We start from the raw sequence: 22223 nt of genomic DNA, 5'->3' as shown, positions 1-22223 counted from the left end.
TTCACATCCCTTCCGGCCCGCGTCCGATCGCGGCAACGCCCGTGCGTGACACCTCGACCAGGCCGAGCGGGCGCATCAGGTCGATGAACTGATTGATCTTGGCGGTATTGCCTGTGATCTCGAACACAAAACTCTCGGTAGTGGCATCAATGACCCGTGCCCGAAACGCATCCGCGAGCCGCAGCGCCTCGACGCGGTGGTCGCCGGTGCCGCGCACCTTCACCATCGCCAGCTCCCGCTCGATCGAGCGTCCCGACAGCGTCATGTCGACGACGCGGTAGACCGGGATCATGCGGTCGAGCTGATGCTTGATCTGCTCGATCACCATCGGCGTGCCCGTGGTCACGATGGTGATGCGCGATAGGTGTTTCTGGCTCTCGGTCTCGGAGACGGTGAGGCTTTCGATGTTGTAGCCGCGGCCGGAGAACAGCCCGATCACGCGCGCGAGCACGCCCGGTTCGTTCTGCACGAGCACCGAGAGCGTGTGCGACTCGTTCGGGTCGTGGCGCTCTTCGAGGAAGTAGGCGGATGCGGGCTGGTTCATGGTCGTCCCCTCAAGGAATGCTGTCACGCCATCGCCCGTTCGGCGATGGCGGCGTCCGTTCCGACCCACTGGCGGAACAGGTCGAAATCGATATTGCCGCCGCTCAGGACCAGGCCGACGCGCTTGCCTTGAATCCCGTCCCGCTCCTGCAGCGCGGCCGCGAGCGCGGCGGCGCCGGCGCCTTCGGCGAGGTTGTGCGTGTCGGTCCAGTAACAGCGGATGGCGGCACCGACCTCGTCGTCAGTAACCTGCACGATGCGGGAAGCGCCCTTGCGGATCATCGCGAGCGCGTCGGCATCGGGAATGCGGGTCGCCATGCCGTCGGCGCGGGTGTTGGCGGTCTCGGTGGTGACGACGGTGCCGGCCGCGAACGACAGCGCATAGGACGGCGCCTCCGTCGACTGCACGCCGACGATCTCGGTCTTCAGGCCGAGGAGATCGCGGACGCGGATGCAGCCGCAGATGCCGGAGCCCTGCCCGATCGGCACATAGAGCAGGTCGAGATCGGGTGCCGCCTTGAACAATTCCAACGCATAGGTCGCAACGCCCAGCACCAGGTCGGGATGGAACGACGGCACCATGTGCAGGCCTGCGCTTTCGGCGCGCCGGAACGCCTCCTCCCGCGCTGCCTGAAAATCCTGGCCGTGCTCGACGAGCTCGGCGCCAAACGCACGCATGGCGCGGTTCTTCTCGACCGAATTGCCATGCGGCACGTAGATCGTCGCCGGCACCCCATGACGGCGCGCGGCGAAGGCGAGACTCTGGCCGTGATTGCCGCGCGTCGCCGAGATGATCCCCGGCGTATCAGGCTGCTCGCGCTTCAGACGATCGAGATAGACGAGCCCGCCGCGCACCTTGAAGGCGCCAGTCGGCGTGTGGTTCTCATGCTTGACCAGGACATCCGCACCCAGCCGCTCAGCTAGCAGCGGCCAGGCATGCACCGGCGTCGGCGGCACCGCTGTGCCGACAATCGCTTGCGCGCGCTCGAGCTGTCCAAGGTCGAACATCAGTCCATCTCACAAGTGACTCCCTCTCCCCGCCCTTCGCGGGGAGAGGGTTGGGGTGAGGGGCTGCCTCCGCGAGAACGGTGAGAGTTGGACTCGCGGAGAGTCCCCCTCACCCGGCGCTGCGTGCCGACCTCTCCCCGCAAGCGGGGCGAGGTGAAGAAGGTGCCTCGCGGCGAAGACGTCATCATCACACCAGAGCCTTGCCGCCGGCGAAGGCGGTCGCGGTTGCATCGTCGGTCGCCTCTTCGGGCAACAGCATCTCGTTGTGCGCCTTGCCGGAGGGGATCATCGGGAAGCAGTTCTCGAGCGCGGCGACGCGGCAGTCGAACAGCACCGGGCGCTTGATCGCGATCATCTCCTTGATCGCACCATCGAGATCGGCCGGCTTGATCACCTGCAAGCCGACGCCGCCATAGGCCTCGGCGAGCTTGACGAAGTCAGGCAGCGCCTCGGTATAGGAGTGCGACAAGCGGTTGCCGTGCAGAAGCTGCTGCCACTGCCGCACCATGCCCATGTACTGGTTGTTGAGGATGAAGATCTTGATCGGCAGTTCATACTGAACCGCCGTCGACATTTCCTGGATCGTCATCTGCACCGAGGCGTCGCCGGCGATGTCGATGACGAGGCTGTCGGGATGCGCCACCTGCACGCCGACCGCGGCCGGCAGGCCATAGCCCATGGTGCCGAGGCCGCCGGAGGTCATCCAGCGGTGCGGCTCCTCGAAGCCGTAGAACTGCGCCGCCCACATCTGGTGCTGGCCGACTTCGGTCGTGATGTAGGTATCCTTGCCGCGCGTCAGCTCGAACAGGCGCTGGATCGCATATTGCGGCAGGATGATGTCGTTGTTCTTGCGGTAGGACAGCGAGTTGCGCGCGCGCCATTGCGCGATCTGCTGCCACCACGCCTTGATGTCCGGCCGCTTCGCTTCCGCCTTGAACACCTGCAGCAGGTCGCCGAGCACGTTGCCGACATCGCCGATGATCGGCACGTCGACGCGGATGTTCTTGTTGATCGAGGACGGGTCGATGTCGATGTGGATCTTCTTCGAGCCCGGCGAGAACGCATCGGTGCGGCCGGTGATGCGGTCGTCGAAGCGCGCGCCGACGCACAGCATGACGTCGCAATCATGCATGGTCATGTTGGCTTCATAGGTGCCGTGCATGCCGAGCATGCCGAGCCAGTTCTTGCCCGAGGCCGGATAGGCGCCGAGGCCCATCAAGGTCGAGGTGATCGGGAAGCCGGTGAACTCGACGAGATCGCGCAGCAGCTTGGAGGCCTCGGGGCCGGAATTGATGACGCCGCCGCCGCTGTAGATCACCGGACGCTTGGCGGACGCGAGCAGCGCCACCGCTTTGCGGATCTGGGCCGCATCGCCCTTGACGCGCGGCGCGTAGGAGATGTGAACGTCGGACTTGCGCGGCGGATGGTAGGTGCCGACCGCGAACTGCACGTCCTTCGGGACGTCGACCACGACCGGACCCGGACGGCCGGAGGTCGCGACATAGAACGCCTCGTGCAGGACCTTCGCGAGATCGTTGACGTTGCGCACCAGCCAGTTGTGCTTGGTGCAGGGGCGCGTGATGCCGACCGTGTCACATTCCTGGAACGCGTCGTTGCCGATCAGATGCGTCGGCACCTGGCCGGTGATGCAGACCAGGGGAATCGAATCCATCAGCGCGTCGGTCAGCGCCGTCACCATGTTGGTGGCGCCCGGGCCGGAGGTCACCAGTACAACGCCGGGCTTGCCGGTCGAGCGCGCGTAGCCCTCGGCGGCGTGGCCGGCGCCCTGCTCGTGGCGCACCAGGATGTGCTCGACCTCGCTCTGCTGAAAGATCTCGTCATAGATCGGCAGCACCGCGCCGCCGGGATAGCCGAAAAGGTGCTGCACGCCATGATCGATCAGCGCGCGGACGATCATCGCGGCTCCCGTCATCTGGTTCGGATCGTGGCTCTTGTCTTTCATGGCTGGCTCCGGATGCGCTGTCTTGGCGCGGCGTTAAGTCTTTGATTTGGGAAATAAAAAAGGGCCCGAGAGGCCCCATGCACACCGCCTGTCTGTCAGATGGCCGCTAGCCATCCCCGGCGGTGTGCCTGGGTACGACGACGATGAGTTTGGTAATAATGTTACGCATAGGCGGCTCAGGCTTCCCAAAGGTTGCGCGAACATACCGACCAATGCCCGAATGTCAAGGCAGGGACGCGTTCAGCGCGACTTTTCGTAATGTAGCGGGGTTCCTGGCCTTCGGCGAGTGCGAAATTGCTGCTCCCAGCCATGCGCGACCAGACTCACGACGATGTCATTCCGGGATGGTCCGAAGGACCAGACCCGGAATCTCGAGATTCCGGGTTCGCTTCGCGCCCTGGAATGACGCTGGCCTCCAGCCATCCTCTCGCCGCTTCGGGCGCCACCCATTCGAATTCCGGCAATTGGTGGCGGAACCAGGTGAATTGCCGTTTCGCATAATGGCGGGTGTCGGCGCGGCCGATCTCGGACGCCTCCTCGCGGCTGATCTCGCCGTTGAGGTGCCGGATCAGGGCCGGCACGCCGTGGGCCTTCATCGCCGGCAGCAAGGGATCGAGATGGCGCGCCGCGAGCTTTGCCACCTCGTCCAGCGCGCCGGCGTTCAGCATCGCCTCGAACCGGGCATCGATCCGCGCATAGAGCTGGTCGCGCTCGGGGGCGAGGAACAGGGCGGTGAATTCGCCTGGCGGCAATAGCGGCGGCAGGCCGTCGCGGTGCCATTCGGTCAGCGAGCGGCCGGTCGCCTCGACGACTTCGAGCGCGCGGGCGATGCGGGTGCGGTCGCGCGGCTTCAGGCGCTCGGCATAGGCGGGGTCGCGCCGGGAGAGTTCCGCATGCAGCGCCTCGACGCCGTCACGTTCGAGCCGAGCGCGCACGCCCTCGCGTACCTCGGCAGCGATCGCCGGCACCGCCGACAGCCCATGGGTGAGCGCCTTGAAATACAGGCCCGAGCCGCCGATGAAGATCGGCAGCCGGTTCTCGGCGCGCACCTCGGAAAGCACCTTCGCGGCATCCGCGACCCAGGCGCCGGCGGAGAAATTTGTGGCTGCGTCGACATGGCCGTAGAGCCGGTGCGCGACCTGCGCCTCCTCCTCGACCGTCGGCCGCGCCGTGATGATGCGGAGGTCGCGATAGACTTGCATCGAGTCGGTGTTGATCACGACACCGCGAGCTCTTTGCGCAAGGTCGAGTGCCAGCGCCGACTTGCCGCTGGCGGTCGGCCCTGCGATAAGCACCGCTCTTGTCCCAGCTTGCGAAGCCGCCGCCATGTCGCTCGTCGCCACCCTCATCTGCAATCCCGCCAATCCGGCGCTCGACTCCACCATCGTCGACGGCGCGCTGGCCGTCCTGCCCTCGCCCGGCGCGGCGCAGTGGCTGTTCGACGAGGTCGCCGTCGACATCCCCTTTGACGGCAGCGAGGATATCAAGGCGATCGAAGCCCGCCTGCAACAGGCGCGCGGCGACCTGCCGATCGATATTGTGGTGCAGCCTCGCGCCTTCAGGCGCAAGAAGCTTTTTCTCGCCGACATGGACTCCACCATGATCGGTCAGGAATGCGTCGACGAGCTCGCCGATTTCGCCGGGCTGAAGGAGCATGTCTCAAAAATCACCGAGCGCGCGATGCGCGGCGAGATCGCCTTCGAGCCGGCGCTGCGCGAGCGCGTCGCACTATTGAAGGACCTACCCGTGAGCGTGGTCGACGAGGTCCTGGAAAAGCGCATCACGCCAACGCCGGGCGGCCGCGAACTGGTGATGACCATGCGCGCCAACGGCGCCTGGACCTGCCTGATCTCGGGCGGCTTCACGCTGTTCACCAACGCGATCGCCGCCAAGATCGGCTTCCAGGAGAACCGCGCCAATGAGCTGATCGCGCGCGACGGCAAGCTCGTGGGCGAGGTGAAGGAGCCAATCGTCGGCCGCGCCACCAAGCTCGCCACGCTGATCGAGCTGCGCGAGGCCTTCGACCTCGATGCCATCGACACGCTGGTCGTCGGCGACGGCGCCAACGACCTCGGCATGATCGAGGCCGCCGGCCTCGGCGTCGCCTACCACGCCAAGCCCGCGGTCGCAGCGGCCGCGGCAGCGCGGATCGACCACGGCGACCTCACCGCGCTGCTCTACGCACAGGGCTATCGGCGGGATGAATTCGTCGAGGGATAGGCCCTCACCCGTCGTCACCCGCGAAGGCGGCTGACCCGGTATTCCAGCGCGGCCTGTTATTCACGCCGGCGATTACTGGATACTCCGCCTTCGCGGAGTATGACAGTCGAGCGCGGAACGCCCTGCGGCGCGTTACTGCACGCTCAGCGCCACGAAGCGCAGTTCTCCGTCGCCGTTGGAGACGAGCAGGAGGACCGACTTCTTGCCGTCCTTCTTCAACTGGTCGACGCGCTTCTTGATGTCGGCGGCGCTCGCGACCGCTTCCTGCGCGACCTCGACGATGACGTCGCCGGCGGACAGGCGCTTTTCGGCGGCATCGGAGGTACCATCGACGCCGGTGATGATCACGCCCTTCACGCTGTCCTTGATCTTGTACTTGGTGCGGAGATCCTTGTTCAGCACCGCAAGATCGAGCCCGAGCGCCTTCTGCGTCACCGGCTTCTCCGCCGGCTCGTCCTTGGTCTTGGCGTTGGCCTGCTGCACCTTGTCGGTGTCCTCGAGCCGGCCGAGCGTGACCCGCTTGGTCTCCTCATTGCCCTTGCGGATGACGACGACGTCGACTTCCTTGCCGACGGCGGTGTCCGCAACGACGCGCGAGAGATCCTTGGGATCCTTGACGTCCTTGCCGTCGAACTTGACCACGACGTCGCCAGGCTCGATGCCCGCGGGTTTCGCCGGCCCCTTGTCGTCAATGCCCGCGACCAGCGCGCCACGCGCCGGCTTGATGTTGAGGCTGTCGGCGATCTCGTCGGTGACCTGCTGGATTCGGACGCCGAGCCAGCCGCGGCGCAGCTCGCCAAATTTCTGCAGTTGATCCACGACGGCAGCGACCGTCTTCGACGGCACGGCAAAGCCGAGGCCGATCGAGCCGCCGGTCGGCGAGATGATCAGTGTGTTGACGCCGACCACTTCGCCATCGAGGTTGAACAGCGGTCCACCCGAATTGCCGCGGTTGATGGCGGCGTCGGTCTGGATGTAGCTGTCGTAGGGACCCTGGCTGATGTCGCGGTTGCGCGCCGACACGATGCCGGCGGTCACCGAGCCGCCGAGGCTGAAGGGGTTGCCGATCGCGATTACCCATTCGCCGAGCCTGAGCTTGTCGGAATCGCCGAACTTCACCGCAGTCAGCGGCTTCGGCGGCTTGAACTTCAGGACGGCGAGATCGGTCTTCTTATCGACGCCGACCAGCTCCGCCTTAACCTTGGTGCCGTCGTTCATGATGATGTTGATCTCGTCGGCATCGGCAATCACGTGGTTGTTGGTCACCACGATGCCTGCGGTGTCGACGATGAAGCCGGAGCCGAGCGAGTTGGTCTTGCGCGGCTGAAACTCGCCGTTCTTGTCCCCGCCCTTGCCGCCACCGGGGCCACGGCGGTTCTTGAAGAAGTCGTCGAAGAACTCCTCGAAGGGCGAGCCCGGCGGCAGTTGCGGCATGGCGCCGCCGCCCTTGGCCTCCACCGTCTGCGACGTCGAGATGTTCACGACCGCATCGATCACCTTTTCGGCAACGTCAGCGATGCCGTCGGGTCCTCGCGCGAAGGCCGCTGGCACTGAGGCAAGCACGCCGGCGGCGCCGATGGCAATCGCGGCTCCCATCAGGCGCAGGCGACGGCTCAAGGCGGGTCTGGCACCGGTCATGTCAGCTTCTCTCCAGGAAATACGATATTCCACCCACAGTGCGCCCGAACGGGGTGGCCGCGCAAGCATTTGAGACAACCATTTCGGCGAAAAACCGGCGCCTTGCGGCTCACGATTGCGTTGAGCCGATAAGTTCCGGCCAGCCAATTTTTTCCGTCATGGCCGGGCTTGTCCGTCTTCGCTGTCGCTTCGCCGGACCAACACTGGCGTGCCCGGCGAAGCCTTGGCGTAGCCGGGTCCCGGCCATCCACGCCCTTTGCGACGGCGGCGAAGAACGTGGATGCCCGGGACATCTGCGCGAAGACGCGCTTCGCGCTTTTGCCCGGGCATGACGACCCGAGAGTTCGCAACGATGCTCAGCGCCGCACCAGCCAGATCAGGATCAAGCCACCCACCGCCGATCCGATCCCGACCACGCGCAACACATTGTCCGGGGTTGCCAGCGCGCTTTTCATCGCGCGCCGCATCCAGTTCGGGCTTGCCGCGAACATCAGGCCCTCGAGCACGAACAGAATTCCCACACCGATGAGGAAGTCGGCGAACGCTATGGACCTCATCGGATGGCGACCTCTCGTCCGGGCGTTTCTTCTTGGCTAAGGGGCGAAGCGGATGCTTCGCCCTCGTGATGCGGTTACTGCTGCTTCGGCGCGGCGGCCGTTGCCGACGGACCGACGGCCAGCGGACGGCCGGACGCGCTGCCGAAATATTTGAAGAAATCGGAGTCCGGGCGCAACAGGAAGCGGGTGTCGTTGGCGCGCAGGCCGTTCTCATAGGCCGACATCGAACGGTAGAACGCGAAGAAATCCGCATCCTTGCCATAGGCTTCGGCAAACAGCCGGTTGCGCTCGGCGTCGCCCTCGCCGCGCACCTGCTCCGCGGTCGAATTGGCCTCAGCGACGATGACGGTTGCCTCACGATCCGCCTTGGAGCGGATCTCCTGCGCCTTCTGACCGCCCTGGGCGCGGAATTCGGCCGCCTCGCGCTGACGCTCGGTCTGCATCCGCTGGTAGACCGCCTGGCTGTTCTGCTCCGGGAGGTCGGCGCGGCGGATGCGGACGTCGACGACCTGGATGCCGTAGCCGTCGGCCTCGTGGTCGAGTTGGTCGCGGATCCGCGCCATCAACCTCTCGCGCTCGTCGCGGACGACGTTGATGAAGGTGACCTCGCCGAGCACGCGGCGCAGCGCCGCGTTGAGCAGCGTCGTCAACTGCACGTTGGCCGCCTGGATCGTGCCGACGCTCTGATAGAAGCGCAGCGCGTTCTTGATGCGGTAGCGGGCGAAGGCGTCGACCACCAGCCGCTTCTGGTCGGAGGCGATTACTTCCTGCGACGGGTTTTCCAGGTCGAGGATGCGCTTGTCGATCGAGATCACGGAATCGATGAACGGCGCCTTGAAGTTGAGGCCGGGTTCGGTGACCACGCGGACGGGCTCGCCGAGCCGGACCACCAGGACCTGTTCGGTCTGCTGCACGGTGAAGACCGAGCTGTAGCCGATGATGACCAGCACCAGCAGGATGATCAGCGCGGCAATGCCGGTGACGGGCGACCTCATCGCGTGCCTCCGCCCTGCTGCTGACCGGTGGTGGCGGACGGACGCCGCGGCGTCAGCTCGCTCAGCGGCAAATACGGCACGATGTTCTGGCCGGACCCGTTGCCGCCGTCATAGACCAGTTTCTCGGAGCCACCGAGGATGCGTTCCATCGTCTCCAGGTAAATGCGTTGCCGCGTCACGTCGGGGGCCTTCTTGTATTCGTCATAGACTTTCAGGAAGCGCGCACTCTGGCCCTTGGCCTCCGCCACCGCCTGCTCCTTGTAGCCTTCGGCCGCCTGCACGATCTGGGCGGAGCGGCCGCGCGCCTCCGGTATCACGCGGTTGGCATAGGTCTGCGCCTCGTTCTGCAACCGCTCGAGGTCGGCGCGCGCCGCCTGAACGTCGCGGAACGAGTCGATCACCTGCTGCGGCGGATCGACCTTCTGCATCTGCACCTGGGTGATCAGGACGCCGGCGCCGTAGGTATCGAGCGTCTTCTGCATCAGTTCCTGCACGTTCTGCTCGGTGGTGGTGCGCGCGCCGGTGAGGATCGGCTGGATCTGTGACCGGCCGATCACCTCGCGCATGGCGCTCTCCGCCACCGCCTTCACGGTGCCTTCGGGGTTCTGGATGTTGAACAGGAAGTCGCCGACGCCGTCGGGCTTGATCCGCCACAGCACGGTGAAATCGACGTCGACGATGTTCTCGTCTCCGGTCAGCATCAGGCTCTCTTCCGGCACGTCGCGCATGGTGCGGCCGCGCCGCGCCGGGTCGTCGATCAGGGTCATGCCGATCGAAATGGTGGAGACGCGCAGCGCCTTCGGCAGCAGCACTGTCTCGATCGGATAGGGCAAATGATAGTTCAAGCCCGGCTGCACCGTGCGCACGTGCTTGCCAAAGCGCAGGACGACGCCGAGTTCTTCCGACTGGACCCGGAAGAAGCCGGACAGGCCCCAGATCGCGAGCGCGCCGACGACGACAAGCGCGATCCCCATGCTGCTGAAATGGCCGCCGGGCAGGAGCTGCTGCAGCCGGTCCTGGCCGCGGCGCAGGAGGTCCTCAAGATCCGGCGGGCGCGGCCCGACCGATTGTGGACCGGAGCCCCATGGGCCCTTCGGACCCGAGCCCCACGGCCCCCCGCCTTGATTCTTCCACGGCATTAAAGCTTCTCCTCGGCAAGCCCGGGATGGATTGATGGACGCCCGGCCTCGTCAGTCCGCCCGGCTTTATAGGGGACCGAATGGCCCCTTACAACGCAAGCTTCCAAGCTGAACGAGCTATGCCTGCGGACATAATTGTCAATGCAAACATTGGCTAGCGGGGTTAACGCTGGACACGCCGACTATATGTCACATAGGAAAAATCGACGCTGTCGGTCGGCCCGGCCGGATTTCGCACCCGCGCCACTTCTTCCCATTTCGCCGTGTCAATTGTGGCGAAATGCGTATCGCCTCCCGGCCGCGCATGCACTTCGGTGATTTCGAGCCGGTCGGCGCTATCGATCCATTGCGCGTAGATCTCGGCGCCGCCGATGACGGCGATTTCGGTGGCGAAACGCCGCAGCGCATCGCCGAGCGCGATCGCGCGGGCGTTCTCGAACGACTGGGTGACGATCGCGCCGGGAGCGCGATAGTTCGCGTCGCGCGTCACCACGATGTTGGTCCGACCGGGGAGCGGCCTGCGCAGGGACTCGAAGGTCTTGCGCCCCATCACCACCGGCCTGTTCATGGTGATGGCCTTGAAGCGCTGCTGGTCGCTCTTCAAGCGCCACGGGATCGCATTGCCGCGCCCGATCACGCCGTTCTCGGCAACCGCTGCGATCAGCACGATCTCCATCAGCGCGCCCCATCCGCCAGCGCCTGCAGCGCCGGACCGGTGACGCGGCACAATGTCCATTCGTCCATCATGACGGCGCCGAGCGATTTGTAGAATTCGATCGAGGGCGTATTCCAGTCGAGCACCGCCCACTGTAATCGCGCCCACCCGTTGGCGACACATTTCCTCGCAAGATGGACGAGCAGCGCCTTGCCGATGCCCTTGCCACGCAGCGCCGGGCGGACGAACAGATCCTCCAGATAGATCCCGTGCTTGCCGGCGAAGCTGGAGAAATTGACGAACCAGAGCGCAAAGCCCGCAGGCTCCCCGTTCCACTCGGCGATGTCGCACGCGAGCCGCGGATTGTCGCCGAACAGCGCCTCGGCAATGTCGGCTTCGGTGGCCTTCACCTCGTGGAGCAGCTTCTCGTATTCGGCAAGCTCGCGAACGAGCGCGTAGACGAGCCCGGCTTCATCGGCACGCGCACGGCGGATGGTCAGCGACATCCTTAAGCTCACACCGCGACTTCGGCCTTGATGTGCGGGTGCGGGTCGTAGCCCTCGAGTTTGAAATCCTCGTAGCGGAAGGCGAAGATGTCCTTCACGTCGGGATTGATCTTCATCACCGGTAGCGGCCGGGTCGGACGCGTGAGCTGCAGCCGCGCCTGCTCGATATGGTTGGAATAGAGGTGCGTGTCGCCGAGCGAGTGCACGAAATCGCCGAGCTTCAGTCCCGTCACCTGCGCCACCATCATGGTGAGGAGCGCATAGGAGGCGATGTTGAAGGGCACGCCGAGGAAGACATCGCCGGAGCGCTGGTAGAGCTGGCAGGACAGTTTGCCGTTGGCGACATAGAACTGGAACAGGCAGTGGCAGGGCGGCAGCGCCATCTTGTCGACGTCGGCCGGATTCCAGGCGCTGACGATCAGGCGGCGCGAATCCGGATTGCGCTTGATCATGTCGATCACGTTCGCGATCTGGTCGATGCTGCGGCCGTCGGGCGCCGGCCAGGAGCGCCATTGCGAGCCGTAGACCGGGCCGAGATCGCCATTGGCGTCGGCCCATTCGTCCCAGATGGTGACGCCGTTGTCGCGCAGATATTTGATGTTGGTGTCGCCGGCGAGGAACCAGAGCAGTTCATGCACGATCGCCTTCAGCGGCAGCCGCTTGGTCGTCAGCATCGGGAAGCCGGCCGACAGGTTGAAGCGCATCTGGTGGCCGAAGATCGACAGCGTCCCGGTGCCGGTACGGTCGTGCTTCTCCGCGCCATCGGCGAGGATGCGTTCGAGCAGGTCGTGATACTGGTTCATGGCGTGAGCTTCGGGCCTTTCGGGAACGGCGAATGTACCGGCCACAAACGGCCGTCGACACGGCGATTCGGCCTTCCCTGGCGATTATACCCGGAAAAATGATGGCCCGTTCTTAAACGACAAGGGCGGAACCCGCGTTCCGCCCTTCTCCACGTCCGCAACCCGGGACCGCTCGCTGTCATTCCGGGGCGCGCGGAGCGCGAGCTATGATGTGCAATTGCACATCAGAGAATCCATTTCGCCGCTGGCGCATGCCGCCCGATGGATTCCGGGCTCGTCCTTCGGACGCCCCGGAATGACAGCGAGGTGTCCCCGGGTTGCGCTTTCGCTCCACCCGGGCTACGGGGTCACTCTAGCCAGCCGGCTTGAGCACCGGGGTCCACTTCTTGATCTCGTTGTTGACCAGCGTCCCCAGCGCCTCCGGCGTGCGGTCGGCCGGCTGCGGGATGACGCTGCCGAGCTCGAGCAGGCGCTTGCGGACGGTTTCGTCGTCCAGCGTCTTGACGGCTGCCGCGTTCAATTTGGCGATGATCGGCGCCGGTGTCCCCTTGGGCGCGAAGATCGCGTTCCAGGCCTGGGCCTGGAAGGCCGGCAGACCAGCCTCCGCCGTGGTCGGAACATTCGGCAGCGACGGGTTCCGCTCGGGGGTCGCAATCGCATAGGCCTTGATGGTGCCGGCATTGATCTGCGGCACGGCGTTGACGATCTGGTCGCACATATAGTCGACCTGCCCGGCCACCAGCGCGTTCATCGCCGGGCCCGTGCCGTTGAAGGGCACGCCGACCGGCTCGATGCCGAGGACCGAGTTCAGGAGCTGGCAGGAGACGTGGGAGACCGAACCGACGCCGGCATGCGCCGCGTTGACCTTCTCGGCGTTGGCCTTCACGTAAGTCACGAATTCCTTCAGGTCCTTCGGCGGAAAGTCCTTGCGCGCCAGGATCAGGATCGGCGTGCCGGCCAGGAGCCCGACCGGCTCGAAGCTCTTCTCCGGATGGTAGGCCAGATTGGGATAGAGCGGCACCGAGGCCGCGTGCGTCCCCATGTGCCCCGTGATCAGCGTATAGCCGTCATTGGCGGTGCGCGCCGCGCGTGCGCTCGCCGTGGTGCCGCCAGCTCCGACCACGTTCTCGATGATGATGCTCTGGCCGAGCGTTTGCGCCATATGGCCGGTGACGATGCGCGCGATGACGTCGGTCGGGCCGCCAGCCGCGAACGGCACAATCATGGTGATGCTGCGCGTCGGATAGTCCTGCGCGCGTGCTGGCGCGACGACAGCCGACAGCAAGGCTGCCAGCGCGAGAGAAGCACTCGCAAGCGAGCGACCATACCAATTCATCGAGATCCCCTGATGTCCGTTAAACGAAAATGCCGGCCAAACGGCCGGCATTTCCTTTCATAACGAACTTCGGGGAGTCGATACGACTTCCGCCTGCGACACGCCGACGCAGGCTAACCTCAGCCCTCGGACTCCACGAACACCTCGTCGCGCTTGGCGCGCAGGGTCGGCAGGACCGCCAGCACCAGCAGTCCTGCGGCGATCGCCAGCAGCACCGCCGACAACGGGCGGCTGACGAACACGCTCCAGTCGCCGCGCGAGATCAGGAGCGCCCGGCGCAGGTTCTCCTCCATCAGCGGCCCGAGCACCATCCCGAGCAGCAGCGGCGCCGGCTCGAAATCGTGCTTGATCAGCCAGTAGCCGACCAGGCCGAACACGCCGGCAAGGACGACGTCGACCGGAGCGTTGTTCACGGAGTAGATGCCGATCGCGCAGAAGATCACGATCGAGGGGAACATCAGCCGGTACGGCACGCGCAACAGCCGGACCCAGATGCCGACCAGCGGCAGGTTGATGATGACCAGCATCAGATTGCCGATCCACATCGAGGCGATCATGCCCCAGACCAGATCCGGCTGCTTCTGCATCACCTGCGGCCCCGGCACGATGCCGTGGATCGTCATCGCGCCGACCATCAGCGCCATCACCGCATTGGGCGGGATGCCGAGCGTGAGCAGCGGGATGAACGAGGTCTGCGCCGCGGCATTGTTGGCGCTCTCCGGCGCAGCTACGCCCTCGATCGCGCCGCGGCCGAACCGCGACGGATCCTTGGCGAGCTTCTTCTCCAGCGTATAGGCGGCGAAGGAGGCAATGACGGCGCCGCCGCCCGGCAGGATGCCGAGGATCGATCCCAGCACCGTGCCGCGTCCGATCGCGGGCGCGGAGTCGATGAGGTCCTTTCTCGTCGGCATCAGGCCGGTGATCTTCTGCTGCACCAGATCGCGGCTCATCTCGGCGCCGTGGTCGAGGTTGCGGATGATCTCCGCGAAGCCGAACACGCCCATCGCCACGGTGGCGAAGCCGAGGCCGTCGGCGAGCTCGGGGATGTTGAAGGCCATGCGGGAAGCGCCGGTCTCGATGTCGGAACCGACCATCGACAGCAGCAGCCCCATCACGATCATCGCGATCGCCTTCAGCACCGAGCCCTTTGCCAGCACCACCGCAAAGATCAGGCCGAGCACCATCAGCGAGAAATATTCGGCCGGCCCGAACGCCAGCGCGAGTTTTGTCAACGGCGCGCCCAGGATGGCAATCAGGACGGTGGCGACGCAGCCGGCGAAGAACGAGCCGATCGCGGCGATCGCCAGCGCCGGGCCGGCGCGGCCCTGTTTTGCCATCTGGTGGCCGTCAAGGGCGGTGACGACCGAGGTCGCCTCGCCCGGGATATTGACCAGGATCGAGGTGGTCGAGCCGCCATATTGGGCGCCGTAATAGATGCCCGCGAGCATGATCAGCGCGCCGACCGGCGGCAACCCGAACGTGATCGGGAGCAGCATCGCCACCGTGGCGATGGTGCCGATGCCCGGCAACACGCCGACCAGCGTGCCGACAAGCGCGCCGATCAGGCACATCAACAGATTGATCGGCGAGAAGGCGACGGCAAAACCGTGGGCGAGATTAGCAAAAAGATCGACCATCACGCCCTCACTGGATCAGGAAACGCGGGAACATCGGCATCGGCAGCCCCAGCACATAGGGGAAGAGGAGCGCGCAACCGAGCGTCAGGCAGGCGCCGACGATGACAGCCTCGATCCATCGTGTTTCATGCGTGCCCAGTGCCGCGATCATGAAGCTTGCGAAGGCCGACACCACCAAACCGAGTGGACGGATCGCCAATGCAAAGAAAACGATCGCGGCGCAAACGAACAGCGGTCCGCGCCAGGAATAGTGCGCCAGTCCCGGTCCCTCGGTGAACAGCCCCGTCACGGCAATGCCGGCGCCGAGCCCAACCAACAGCACGCCGAACATCCGCGGTGCGGTGCCGGCGCCGAAGGAGAAGCCGCGCATGCCCTGCAGATCGCTCGAGGCCCATAGCGCCAGTAGCGCGAGCGCCATCAGCACGATGCCGCCGATATAATCCTGCGGCGCGCGAATCTTGACGAACAGCGTGACGATCGCAACCGCAAACAGCGGATAGGAATAGATCAGCGCCAGCAGCACATCCGAGGAAAAGCCCTTCTTGGCGTCGGCGGCGACCGATCCGAACACCGCGTTGGGGGCGGCGGACAATAGCGCTCCGCCATGGGCGAGCAGCACCTGCGCCGGCCCGCGGCCCGTGCCCAGTCCGAAGATTGTGCCCAACGACCACACCAGCTCGAAAAGCTGCGGCGCCAGCGCCAGCACGAAAATGCCGATGGCGGCGTTCGTGTTACGTGTGCTTGATGCGGTTTGGCCCATCGTTTCGGCCATGCATGTCTCCTCCGTGCCCGCACCGCGGGCCCTGTTATTCTATCGGCTGGATTTGCAACCCGCCCCGGCCTTGCCTAGCGATTTTCGTCAAATAACGCCAGCGAAACCGAGGACGCCCCCGGCCAGCAACAGCCAAAAAGGGTTAAGCCGCGTCGCAAAGGCAACAATGGCCGTTATCACCGTCGTAAGAGCGGCAATCCAACTTTGGTCGGAAGTCCGGGCCAAAATGAACCCACTCGCGGCCATCAGCCCGATCGAAAGCGGAACCAGTGCCGCCTGGATGATCGCCGGCCAGCGCGAATGGCGCGAGCGCGTGAGCAGCCCGCTCACATAATAGGCAAGCAGCGCGGTCGGCCCGCACATCGCGAGTGTCGCCGCCAGTGCCCCCGCGATGCCGGCGACGGAGTAGCCGATCAGGGTCACGATCAGCACGTTCGGCCCCGGCGACAATTGCGAGATCGCGAAGACGTCGGCGAACTCCTTGTCGGTCATCCAGTGGTGGACTTCGACCGCGATCCGGTGCATTTCGGGAATGGCCGCATTGGCGCCGCCGACGGCAAACAGCGACATCAGGCCGAACGTCCAGATCAGCGTCGCAATCGGATTCATATCCTCATTCATGCCCGCCCCCGTTGGCGAATCAGCAGCGTGACGGCTAGGCTCGCGGGGATGGCGACCAGCAGCACCTCCGCCAACGGCAGCCGCAACACCCCGATCGCTATGAAGACCGCCATGAGGACTACGAGCCCGGCGATATCGCGCCGCTTCACCAGCGGCATCGTCATCTTGAGCATCACGGACAGCAGAAGGCCGACGGCGACGCATGCTACGCCGGCGAGCGTCCGCCGCAGCGCTTCGAGCTCGCCGTAATGCTTGTAGAGCGCCGCCAGCACGATCGCGATCAGCATCGGCGGGCCGACCAGCCCGGCAAAGGCCGCGATCCCGCCGGCGAGCCCCCGGAAGCGGGAGCCGAACACGAACGACAGATTGACGATATTCGGCCCTGGCAGGAAATGGCACAGGGCGAAGGTCTCGTTGAACTCGTCCGCGGTCATCCAGCGGTGCTGCTCGACGATGCCCCGGCGCGCCCAGACCAGGACCCCGCCGAAGCCGGCCAGGGACATTTTTGCAAAGGCCACGAACAGTTCCCCCAGACTGGGCTGGATGGGCGGGGTCGAGGCGGGAAGGTCCGCCACGGGGGCGGCGGCCGGCGGAGAATCGGAGGACATGGCAAGACCCTAAAATGCCGCATCCCGCCGGCCAAGGCGATAAACCGAAGCCGTTCCATGCATGAAACGCCGGGATGGGGCCGCCAAGGGCCTGTTTTTCCGTTGCTTTACCCCCTATATTGGGAGTGCCGGCTTGCCGGCTATGGAAATAAATGACCGTCGAAATAAACCATTCGGACCCGGGGGCGGTACCCGGCGCCTCCACCAGAGCCCATGCGGAACCGAGAGCCGTGGGTTCCGGCGGGGGCGAAATAGGATCGACGAGGGCGTAAAGGGCGTGTTTTTTCTCGGTATGGTTCCGCCGATATCGGGCCAATGCAATAGTTGCCAACGACAACTATGCTCCGGTTGCTCAGGCTGCGTAACGCAGTTTGAAAGACCACTTTAAAGCCCTAGCGGGTTAAGCTCCGCTAGGCGGGGTTCGGAGGCACCTGGCAACAGAAGCCTCCACTTCACATTTGCATGGTAAAGTGCGTGCATCCCAAGCGGGTGCTTGCGCCGCAAATTCGATCCGGAAGGCCTGCTGACCTTGGCTTGTGGCCGGGATACCATATTGCTAAAGGCGAGTCGGGCGACCGGCATGCGGCCGGCCATTTTTGAACGCGACAGGACCATCATGGCGACCGATCACATCCGATATGACGTGCTGGCGCGCGACGCGCTGCGCGGGGTGGTGCGCCACGTGCTGGCGGACGCCGCGGAGCACGGACTTCCCGGCGAGCATCATTTCTACATCACCTTCATCTCCAACGCCGACGGCGTGAAGATCTCGCCGCGGCTGCTCGCGCAGTATCCGCAGGAGATGACGATCATCCTGCAGCACCAGTTCTGGGACCTGGTGGTGACGGATGACCGTTTCGAGGTCGGGCTTTCGTTCGGCGGCATTCCGGAGCGGCTCGTCGTGCCCTTCGCCGCCATCAAGAGCTTCCTCGATCCCTCCGTGAAGTTCGGCCTGCATTTCGAACCGTCCGAGGAGGAGGTCGCGCCCGAGAAGCCCGAGCCCAAGCTGCCTGCGGCTTCGCCTGCACCATCGCCGCCTGCGCAGGCGGCCGAGACTGCTTCGGAAGAGAAGGAAGACTCGGAAAAGCCGAGCGAAGGCGCCGAGGTGGTTCGGCTCGACCGCTTCCGCAAGAAATAATCTAAACACGCATCAATCGTCGACGCTGTAGAATGAACGTTACGCCGCTTCACGGCGCAACGGACATTGGCAATGGCTCGATCAACATCCTCCTCACAAAAAAACAAAACCATCCGCGTCGAGACCGACAGTTTCGGTCCGATCGACGTCGCCTCCGACCGCTATTGGGGCGCGCAGACCGAACGCTCCCGGCAGAATTTCCGCATCGGCCGCGACCGCATGCCGATCGAGATCGTGCATGCGCTCGGCATCGTGAAACTGGCGGCAGCGCTCACCAACCGCGAGCTCGGCCTGATCGACGCGCGCCGTGCCAATGCGATCACGCGCGCCGCGAAAGAAGTGATCGAAGGCAAGCTCGACGATCATTTCCCGCTGGTGGTGTGGCAGACCGGCTCGGGCACGCAGACCAACATGAACCTCAACGAGGTGATCGCCAACCGCGCCAACGAACTGCTCGGCTTTGAACTCGGCGCGAAGAAACCGGTTCATCCCAACGACCACGTCAACATGAGCCAGTCGTCGAACGACTCGTTTCCGACGGCGATGCACATCGCAGCGGCGCAGGGAATTTTCAGCAGGCTGATTCCTGCGCTCAGCGAATTGCATCGCGAGCTGCGCCGCAAGGAGAAAGCGTTCGCGAAGATCGTCAAGATCGGCCGCACCCACACCCAGGATGCGACGCCGCTGACGCTGGGTCAGGAATTCTCCGACTATGCCGCGCAGGTCGAGAGCGCCATCGCGCGGCTGCGTACAGCGGCGAAGGATCTCCTGCCGCTGGCGCAAGGCGGCACCGCTGTCGGCACCGGCCTCAACTCCAAGCCACGCTTTGCGAGACTGTTCGCAAGGCACGTCGCCAAGATCACGAAGCTGCCGTTCATCAGTGCGCCGAACAAGTTCGAGGCGCTGGCCTCCAACGACGCCTATGTGCTGGTGCACGGTGCGATCAATTCGGTGGCGACCGGGCTGTTCAAGATCGCCAACGACATCCGCTTCCTCGGCTCGGGCCCGCGCTCAGGCCTCGGCGAACTGATCCTGCCGGAGAACGAGCCGGGCTCCTCGATCATGCCGGGCAAGGTGAACCCGACGCAATGCGAGGCGATGACGATGGTATGCACGTACGTCTTCGGGAACGAAACCGCCGTCACCATCGCGGGCAGCCAGGGACACTTCGAGCTGAACGTCTACAAGCCAGTGTTGGCATATTGCATGATGAGTTCCGTTCAGCTCCTGTCGGATGTTATCAGCTCCTTCACCGAGCATTGCGTGGTCGGGATACGTGCCGATGAGAAACGCATCGGCGAGCTGATGCAGCGATCGCTCATGCTCGTCACTGCGCTTGCGCCGAAGATCGGATACGACAACGCCGCGAAAGTCGCGAAAGCAGCACATGCGCGTGGCACTACGCTCAAGGAAGAGGCGTTGCGGCTCGGCTATGTATCGGAACGTGAATTCGATTCCCTGGTGCAGCCGGGCAAAATGACACATCCGGGTTAAGTGAACCGCGAATTGCATAATTTTCCCGGGAAAAAGCGGTGATAGGATGTGCTGGCGCGCTACGAATTAGCGCAGCCCCTCGACTGATATAATTATGGATCATAACGCCTAAAGAATGAGATTGGTTGCAACGGGCGTTGCGTTGACGCATGGGACAGCGGCGAAATATATGGTTTTCGCGGGGCGAAGCTAACCTTTTGATGCTATCACTAGGCGCTATATAGTGATTTCGGATGGGCATGTGCTGTGCTTGCGCGCAACTTGGCTGCGGCTGTTTCGCCAACAGGCATTTGCGCTTCGGGATCGCTGGATGATGGGGTGGGCATGGGGCACGTGATCAATTTGAACCGAGTAAGAAAACAAGAGCAGCGCAAAGAAGCTGCGAAGCAGGCTGAAACCAACCGCGCACGATTTGGTCGCAACAAGTCTGAACGGAAAGCGGATGAGCTTCGTAACGCGCGCGACAAGAAGCTGTTGGATCAGCATCGCATCGACGGCGGAGACGCATCATGAAATCGCCCGTCGTCAAACGTTCGATCGTGGTCGCCGGCCACAAGACCAGCGTCAGCCTGGAAGAAGCGTTCTGGAATGGCATGAAGGAAATCTCGGGCCTCCGGAACATGACGCTGTCGGAGCTGGTCGGCGAGATCGACAGCAATCGCCAGCAGGGCAATCTGTCGTCCGCGATCCGGCTTTTCGTGCTGGAGTATTTCCGTTCGCGCGCAATCGCCGCGACGACGACCCAGGTACCGGACAACAGGCCGCAAGCCTGATCCGTTGTAGATAGCCGGTGCTCTGGCACCGGCTTCACCGACAAACCAGAGTGGAGAGCGAAATGGATATCGCCAAGCGAACCGCGCCGCGAAACCTGTCCATTTCGGAAGCTCTCCATGCCTGCCTTTGTCGTCCTGGATTCCATCTCGGTTCACGCGCCTGAGGGCCGCCCACTGTTCGATGAGCTGACGCTCGCGATCGGACGCGAGCGCACCGGCATCGTCGGACGCAACGGCTGCGGCAAATCGACACTGCTGCGCCTGATCGCGGGCGAGGTCGAACCAGCAGCCGGATCGGTTCACCGTGCCGGATCGATCGGCATGCTCGCGCAGATCGCCGACGGGCGGGCGACGCTGGCGCAAGCCCTCGGCGTCGATGGCGAGCTCGCGCGGCTGCACCGGCTCGAGCGCGGTGATGGCACGCTCGAGGATGCCAGCGCGGCTGACTGGACACTGGAAGCACGACTACAGACCACGTTGGTGGAAGTGGGCCTGCCCGCCCTATCGCTCGATCGCGCGGTAGCGTCGCTCAGCGGCGGCGAGCGAACGCGCCTCGCGCTGGCGCGGCTGCTGATCCAGGCACCTGACGTGCTGCTGCTGGACGAGCCCACCAACAATCTCGATGCCGACGGCCGCGAGGCGGTGGCGCAATTGCTCGTGCGATGGCAAGGCGGCATCGTGGTCGCAAGCCACGACCGTATGCTGTTGGAGCATGTCAACCGCATCGTCGAACTGACGCCGATTGGCGTCACGATTTTCGGCGGCGCGTGGCCTGATTTCGCCGAGCAGCGCGACGCGGCGCGCTCGCGCGCTGAAACCGAACTGGAGCGGGCGGCCGATGCGCTGCGCAGCGCCGAGCGCGCGACGCAGAAGGCGCGCGAAAGAAAGTCGCGCCGCGACAAGGCCGGCCGAGCCTGGCGCGCCAAGGGCATCGAGGACAAGATGTTCATGGACCGCGAGAAGGAACGCGCGGAGGCCAGCGCCGCGCGCGAAGGCCATCTCGCCGAGCGCCTGATCGGCGAGCGCGCGGATGCATTCGAGGAAGCCCGCGCGCGGGTGGAGATCGTGACGCCGCTGTCGATCGACCTGCCGAAGACCGCCCTTCCCGCCAATCGCGAGCTCCTCACCTTCAACGACGTGGCGATGGCCTTTGCCGCCCGCCACCTGTTCGGCCCGCTGTCGTTCGAGCTGCGCGGCCCCGAGCGCGTTGCGATCGGCGGCGCCAATGGCACTGGCAAGAGCACGCTGCTCCGCCTGATCACTGGAGCGGCGCAGCCGACTGCCGGCACGATCCATCGTCGCACCGACCGAATCGCGATGCTCGACCAGCATGTCGGCCTGCTCGATGCCGACACCAGCATTTTGGACAATCTGCGCCGGCTCAATCCGGAATTGTCAGCCAATGAAGCGCATGCCGCGCTGGCGCGATTTGCCTTCCGCAACAGGGCCGCGCTGCAGATCGTGGATACGTTGAGCGGCGGCGAGCGCCTGCGCGCAGGCTTGGCTTGCGTGTTCGCGCGGCCGGAACCGCCGCTATTGTTGCTGTTGGACGAACCCACCAACCATCTCGACCTCGCCGCGATCGAAGAACTGGAAAGCGCGCTGCGCGACTTCGATGGCGCGCTGGTCGTCGTCAGCCACGACAAGGCGTTCCTGCAGGCGATCGGGATCGAACGGGAGATTGGGCTCTGAATCGTGAGCGTCATCCGGCGACCACGCACTGAGGGCTGATCTGGTCGGCTAGGAAGATCTCGTGGATTGTTTCGTCACGAGGTCACCATGTCAAAAGATAGTTGTAAGGATGGCGATAAGGATAG

The 22223-nt window shown here is 64.6% G+C and carries 22 protein-coding genes and 1 other RNA gene; 7 read left to right on the top strand and 16 right to left on the bottom strand.

The features are described 5' to 3' along the window. Position 1 precedes the first annotated feature (1 nt). The 4 genes from ilvN to miaA form a co-directional block, all read right to left on the bottom strand. Positions 2 to 544, bottom strand: a complete 543-nt coding sequence (gene ilvN / locus AAFX91_RS06145; protein WP_028161804.1) for an acetolactate synthase small subunit — start codon at positions 542 to 544, stop codon at positions 2 to 4. A 23-nt stretch (positions 545 to 567) separates the two neighbouring features. Further along, the gene (locus AAFX91_RS06140; protein WP_394565870.1) at positions 568 to 1551 is read right to left on the bottom strand and encodes a threonine dehydratase; all 984 of its coding nucleotides are present in this window, start codon (positions 1549 to 1551) and stop codon (positions 568 to 570) included. 187 nt (positions 1552 to 1738) lie between these two features. Then, positions 1739 to 3514: an acetolactate synthase 3 large subunit gene (locus AAFX91_RS06135; RefSeq protein WP_394565869.1), complete on the bottom strand. Its 1776-nt coding sequence runs from the start codon at positions 3512 to 3514 to the stop codon at positions 1739 to 1741. A gap of 323 nt (positions 3515 to 3837) precedes the next feature. Then, on the bottom strand, positions 3838 to 4863 hold the full coding sequence (gene miaA, locus AAFX91_RS06130) for a tRNA (adenosine(37)-N6)-dimethylallyltransferase MiaA (RefSeq protein ID WP_394565868.1): 1026 nt from the start codon (positions 4861 to 4863) through the stop codon (positions 3838 to 3840). Here miaA and serB point away from each other — a divergent pair. Then, positions 4841 to 5734 (top strand): phosphoserine phosphatase SerB, encoded by an 894-nt coding sequence (gene serB, locus AAFX91_RS06125; protein WP_130581588.1) that lies wholly within the window; start codon positions 4841 to 4843, stop codon positions 5732 to 5734. The two genes, miaA and serB, sit on opposite strands and share 23 nt — an antisense overlap. A 132-nt stretch (positions 5735 to 5866) precedes the next feature. On the opposite strand, the gene AAFX91_RS06120 is transcribed toward serB, so the two are convergent. The 12 genes from AAFX91_RS06120 to AAFX91_RS06065 all read right to left on the bottom strand — a co-directional run bounded on the left by AAFX91_RS06120 (position 5867) and on the right by AAFX91_RS06065 (position 17001). Further along, positions 5867 to 7372 (bottom strand): Do family serine endopeptidase, encoded by a 1506-nt coding sequence (locus tag AAFX91_RS06120; protein ID WP_130581589.1) that lies wholly within the window; start codon positions 7370 to 7372, stop codon positions 5867 to 5869. Positions 7373 to 7728: 356 nt separating this feature from the next. Next, positions 7729 to 7929, bottom strand: a complete 201-nt coding sequence (locus AAFX91_RS06115; protein ID WP_130581590.1) for a DUF2065 domain-containing protein — start codon at positions 7927 to 7929, stop codon at positions 7729 to 7731. A gap of 74 nt (positions 7930 to 8003) precedes the next feature. Continuing rightward, the gene (gene hflC / locus AAFX91_RS06110; RefSeq protein ID WP_130581591.1) at positions 8004 to 8924 is read right to left on the bottom strand and encodes a protease modulator HflC; all 921 of its coding nucleotides are present in this window, start codon (positions 8922 to 8924) and stop codon (positions 8004 to 8006) included. Next, complete coding sequence (hflK, locus tag AAFX91_RS06105; RefSeq protein WP_130581592.1) at positions 8921 to 10063, bottom strand: FtsH protease activity modulator HflK; 1143 nt, start codon at positions 10061 to 10063, stop codon at positions 8921 to 8923. The genes hflC and hflK overlap by 4 nt, the downstream gene beginning before the upstream one ends. Before the next feature lie 163 nt (positions 10064 to 10226). Next, positions 10227 to 10739 (bottom strand): dihydrofolate reductase, encoded by a 513-nt coding sequence (locus AAFX91_RS06100; protein WP_394565889.1) that lies wholly within the window; start codon positions 10737 to 10739, stop codon positions 10227 to 10229. Further along, entirely contained in the window at positions 10739 to 11224 is a 486-nt protein-coding gene (locus AAFX91_RS06095) for a GNAT family N-acetyltransferase (RefSeq protein WP_394565867.1), read from the bottom strand. Before AAFX91_RS06095 ends, AAFX91_RS06100 begins: the two co-directional genes overlap by 1 nt. An 8-nt stretch (positions 11225 to 11232) precedes the next feature. After that, positions 11233 to 12027: a thymidylate synthase gene (locus tag AAFX91_RS06090; protein ID WP_130581597.1), complete on the bottom strand. Its 795-nt coding sequence runs from the start codon at positions 12025 to 12027 to the stop codon at positions 11233 to 11235. A 352-nt stretch (positions 12028 to 12379) separates the two neighbouring features. Continuing rightward, positions 12380 to 13363, bottom strand: a complete 984-nt coding sequence (locus AAFX91_RS06085) for a tripartite tricarboxylate transporter substrate binding protein BugD (protein WP_394565866.1) — start codon at positions 13361 to 13363, stop codon at positions 12380 to 12382. A 119-nt stretch (positions 13364 to 13482) separates the two neighbouring features. After that, complete coding sequence (locus AAFX91_RS06080; protein ID WP_130583008.1) at positions 13483 to 15000, bottom strand: tripartite tricarboxylate transporter permease; 1518 nt, start codon at positions 14998 to 15000, stop codon at positions 13483 to 13485. A 7-nt stretch (positions 15001 to 15007) separates the two neighbouring features. Further along, entirely contained in the window at positions 15008 to 15772 is a 765-nt protein-coding gene (locus tag AAFX91_RS06075) for a tripartite tricarboxylate transporter TctB family protein (protein ID WP_130583009.1), read from the bottom strand. 87 nt (positions 15773 to 15859) lie between these two features. Continuing rightward, positions 15860 to 16393, bottom strand: coding sequence for a chromate transporter (locus tag AAFX91_RS06070; RefSeq protein ID WP_130583010.1), 534 nt, complete (start codon positions 16391 to 16393; stop codon positions 15860 to 15862). After that, positions 16390 to 17001, bottom strand: a complete 612-nt coding sequence (locus tag AAFX91_RS06065) for a chromate transporter (RefSeq protein WP_130583011.1) — start codon at positions 16999 to 17001, stop codon at positions 16390 to 16392. Before AAFX91_RS06065 ends, AAFX91_RS06070 begins: the two co-directional genes overlap by 4 nt. 88 nt (positions 17002 to 17089) lie before the next feature. On the opposite strand from AAFX91_RS06065, the gene ssrA reads away from it, so the two are divergent. The 6 genes from ssrA (at position 17090) to AAFX91_RS06035 (ending at position 22098) form a co-directional block, all read left to right on the top strand. Continuing rightward, positions 17090 to 17453: a transfer-messenger RNA gene (ssrA, locus tag AAFX91_RS06060) on the top strand. Positions 17454 to 17617: 164 nt separating this feature from the next. Continuing rightward, complete coding sequence (locus tag AAFX91_RS06055) at positions 17618 to 18139, top strand: SspB family protein (RefSeq protein ID WP_130583016.1); 522 nt, start codon at positions 17618 to 17620, stop codon at positions 18137 to 18139. 72 nt (positions 18140 to 18211) lie between these two features. Next, on the top strand, positions 18212 to 19633 hold the full coding sequence (gene fumC, locus AAFX91_RS06050) for a class II fumarate hydratase (RefSeq protein WP_394565865.1): 1422 nt from the start codon (positions 18212 to 18214) through the stop codon (positions 19631 to 19633). A gap of 324 nt (positions 19634 to 19957) precedes the next feature. Further along, positions 19958 to 20146 (top strand): DUF4169 family protein, encoded by a 189-nt coding sequence (locus AAFX91_RS06045; protein ID WP_130583017.1) that lies wholly within the window; start codon positions 19958 to 19960, stop codon positions 20144 to 20146. Further along, entirely contained in the window at positions 20143 to 20406 is a 264-nt protein-coding gene (locus tag AAFX91_RS06040; RefSeq protein WP_394565864.1) for a ribbon-helix-helix domain-containing protein, read from the top strand. The genes AAFX91_RS06045 and AAFX91_RS06040 overlap by 4 nt, the downstream gene beginning before the upstream one ends. A gap of 117 nt (positions 20407 to 20523) precedes the next feature. Beyond that, on the top strand, positions 20524 to 22098 hold the full coding sequence (locus AAFX91_RS06035) for an ABC-F family ATP-binding cassette domain-containing protein (RefSeq protein WP_394565863.1): 1575 nt from the start codon (positions 20524 to 20526) through the stop codon (positions 22096 to 22098). Positions 22099 to 22223 lie beyond the last annotated feature (125 nt).

The sequence above is a fragment of the Bradyrhizobium sp. 31Argb genome (genome assembly GCF_043638955.1).
Lineage (GTDB): Bacteria > Pseudomonadota > Alphaproteobacteria > Rhizobiales > Xanthobacteraceae > Bradyrhizobium.
The sequence above is the reverse complement of the archived record's forward strand: the minus strand, read 5'-3'. Positions and strand labels throughout refer to the sequence as shown.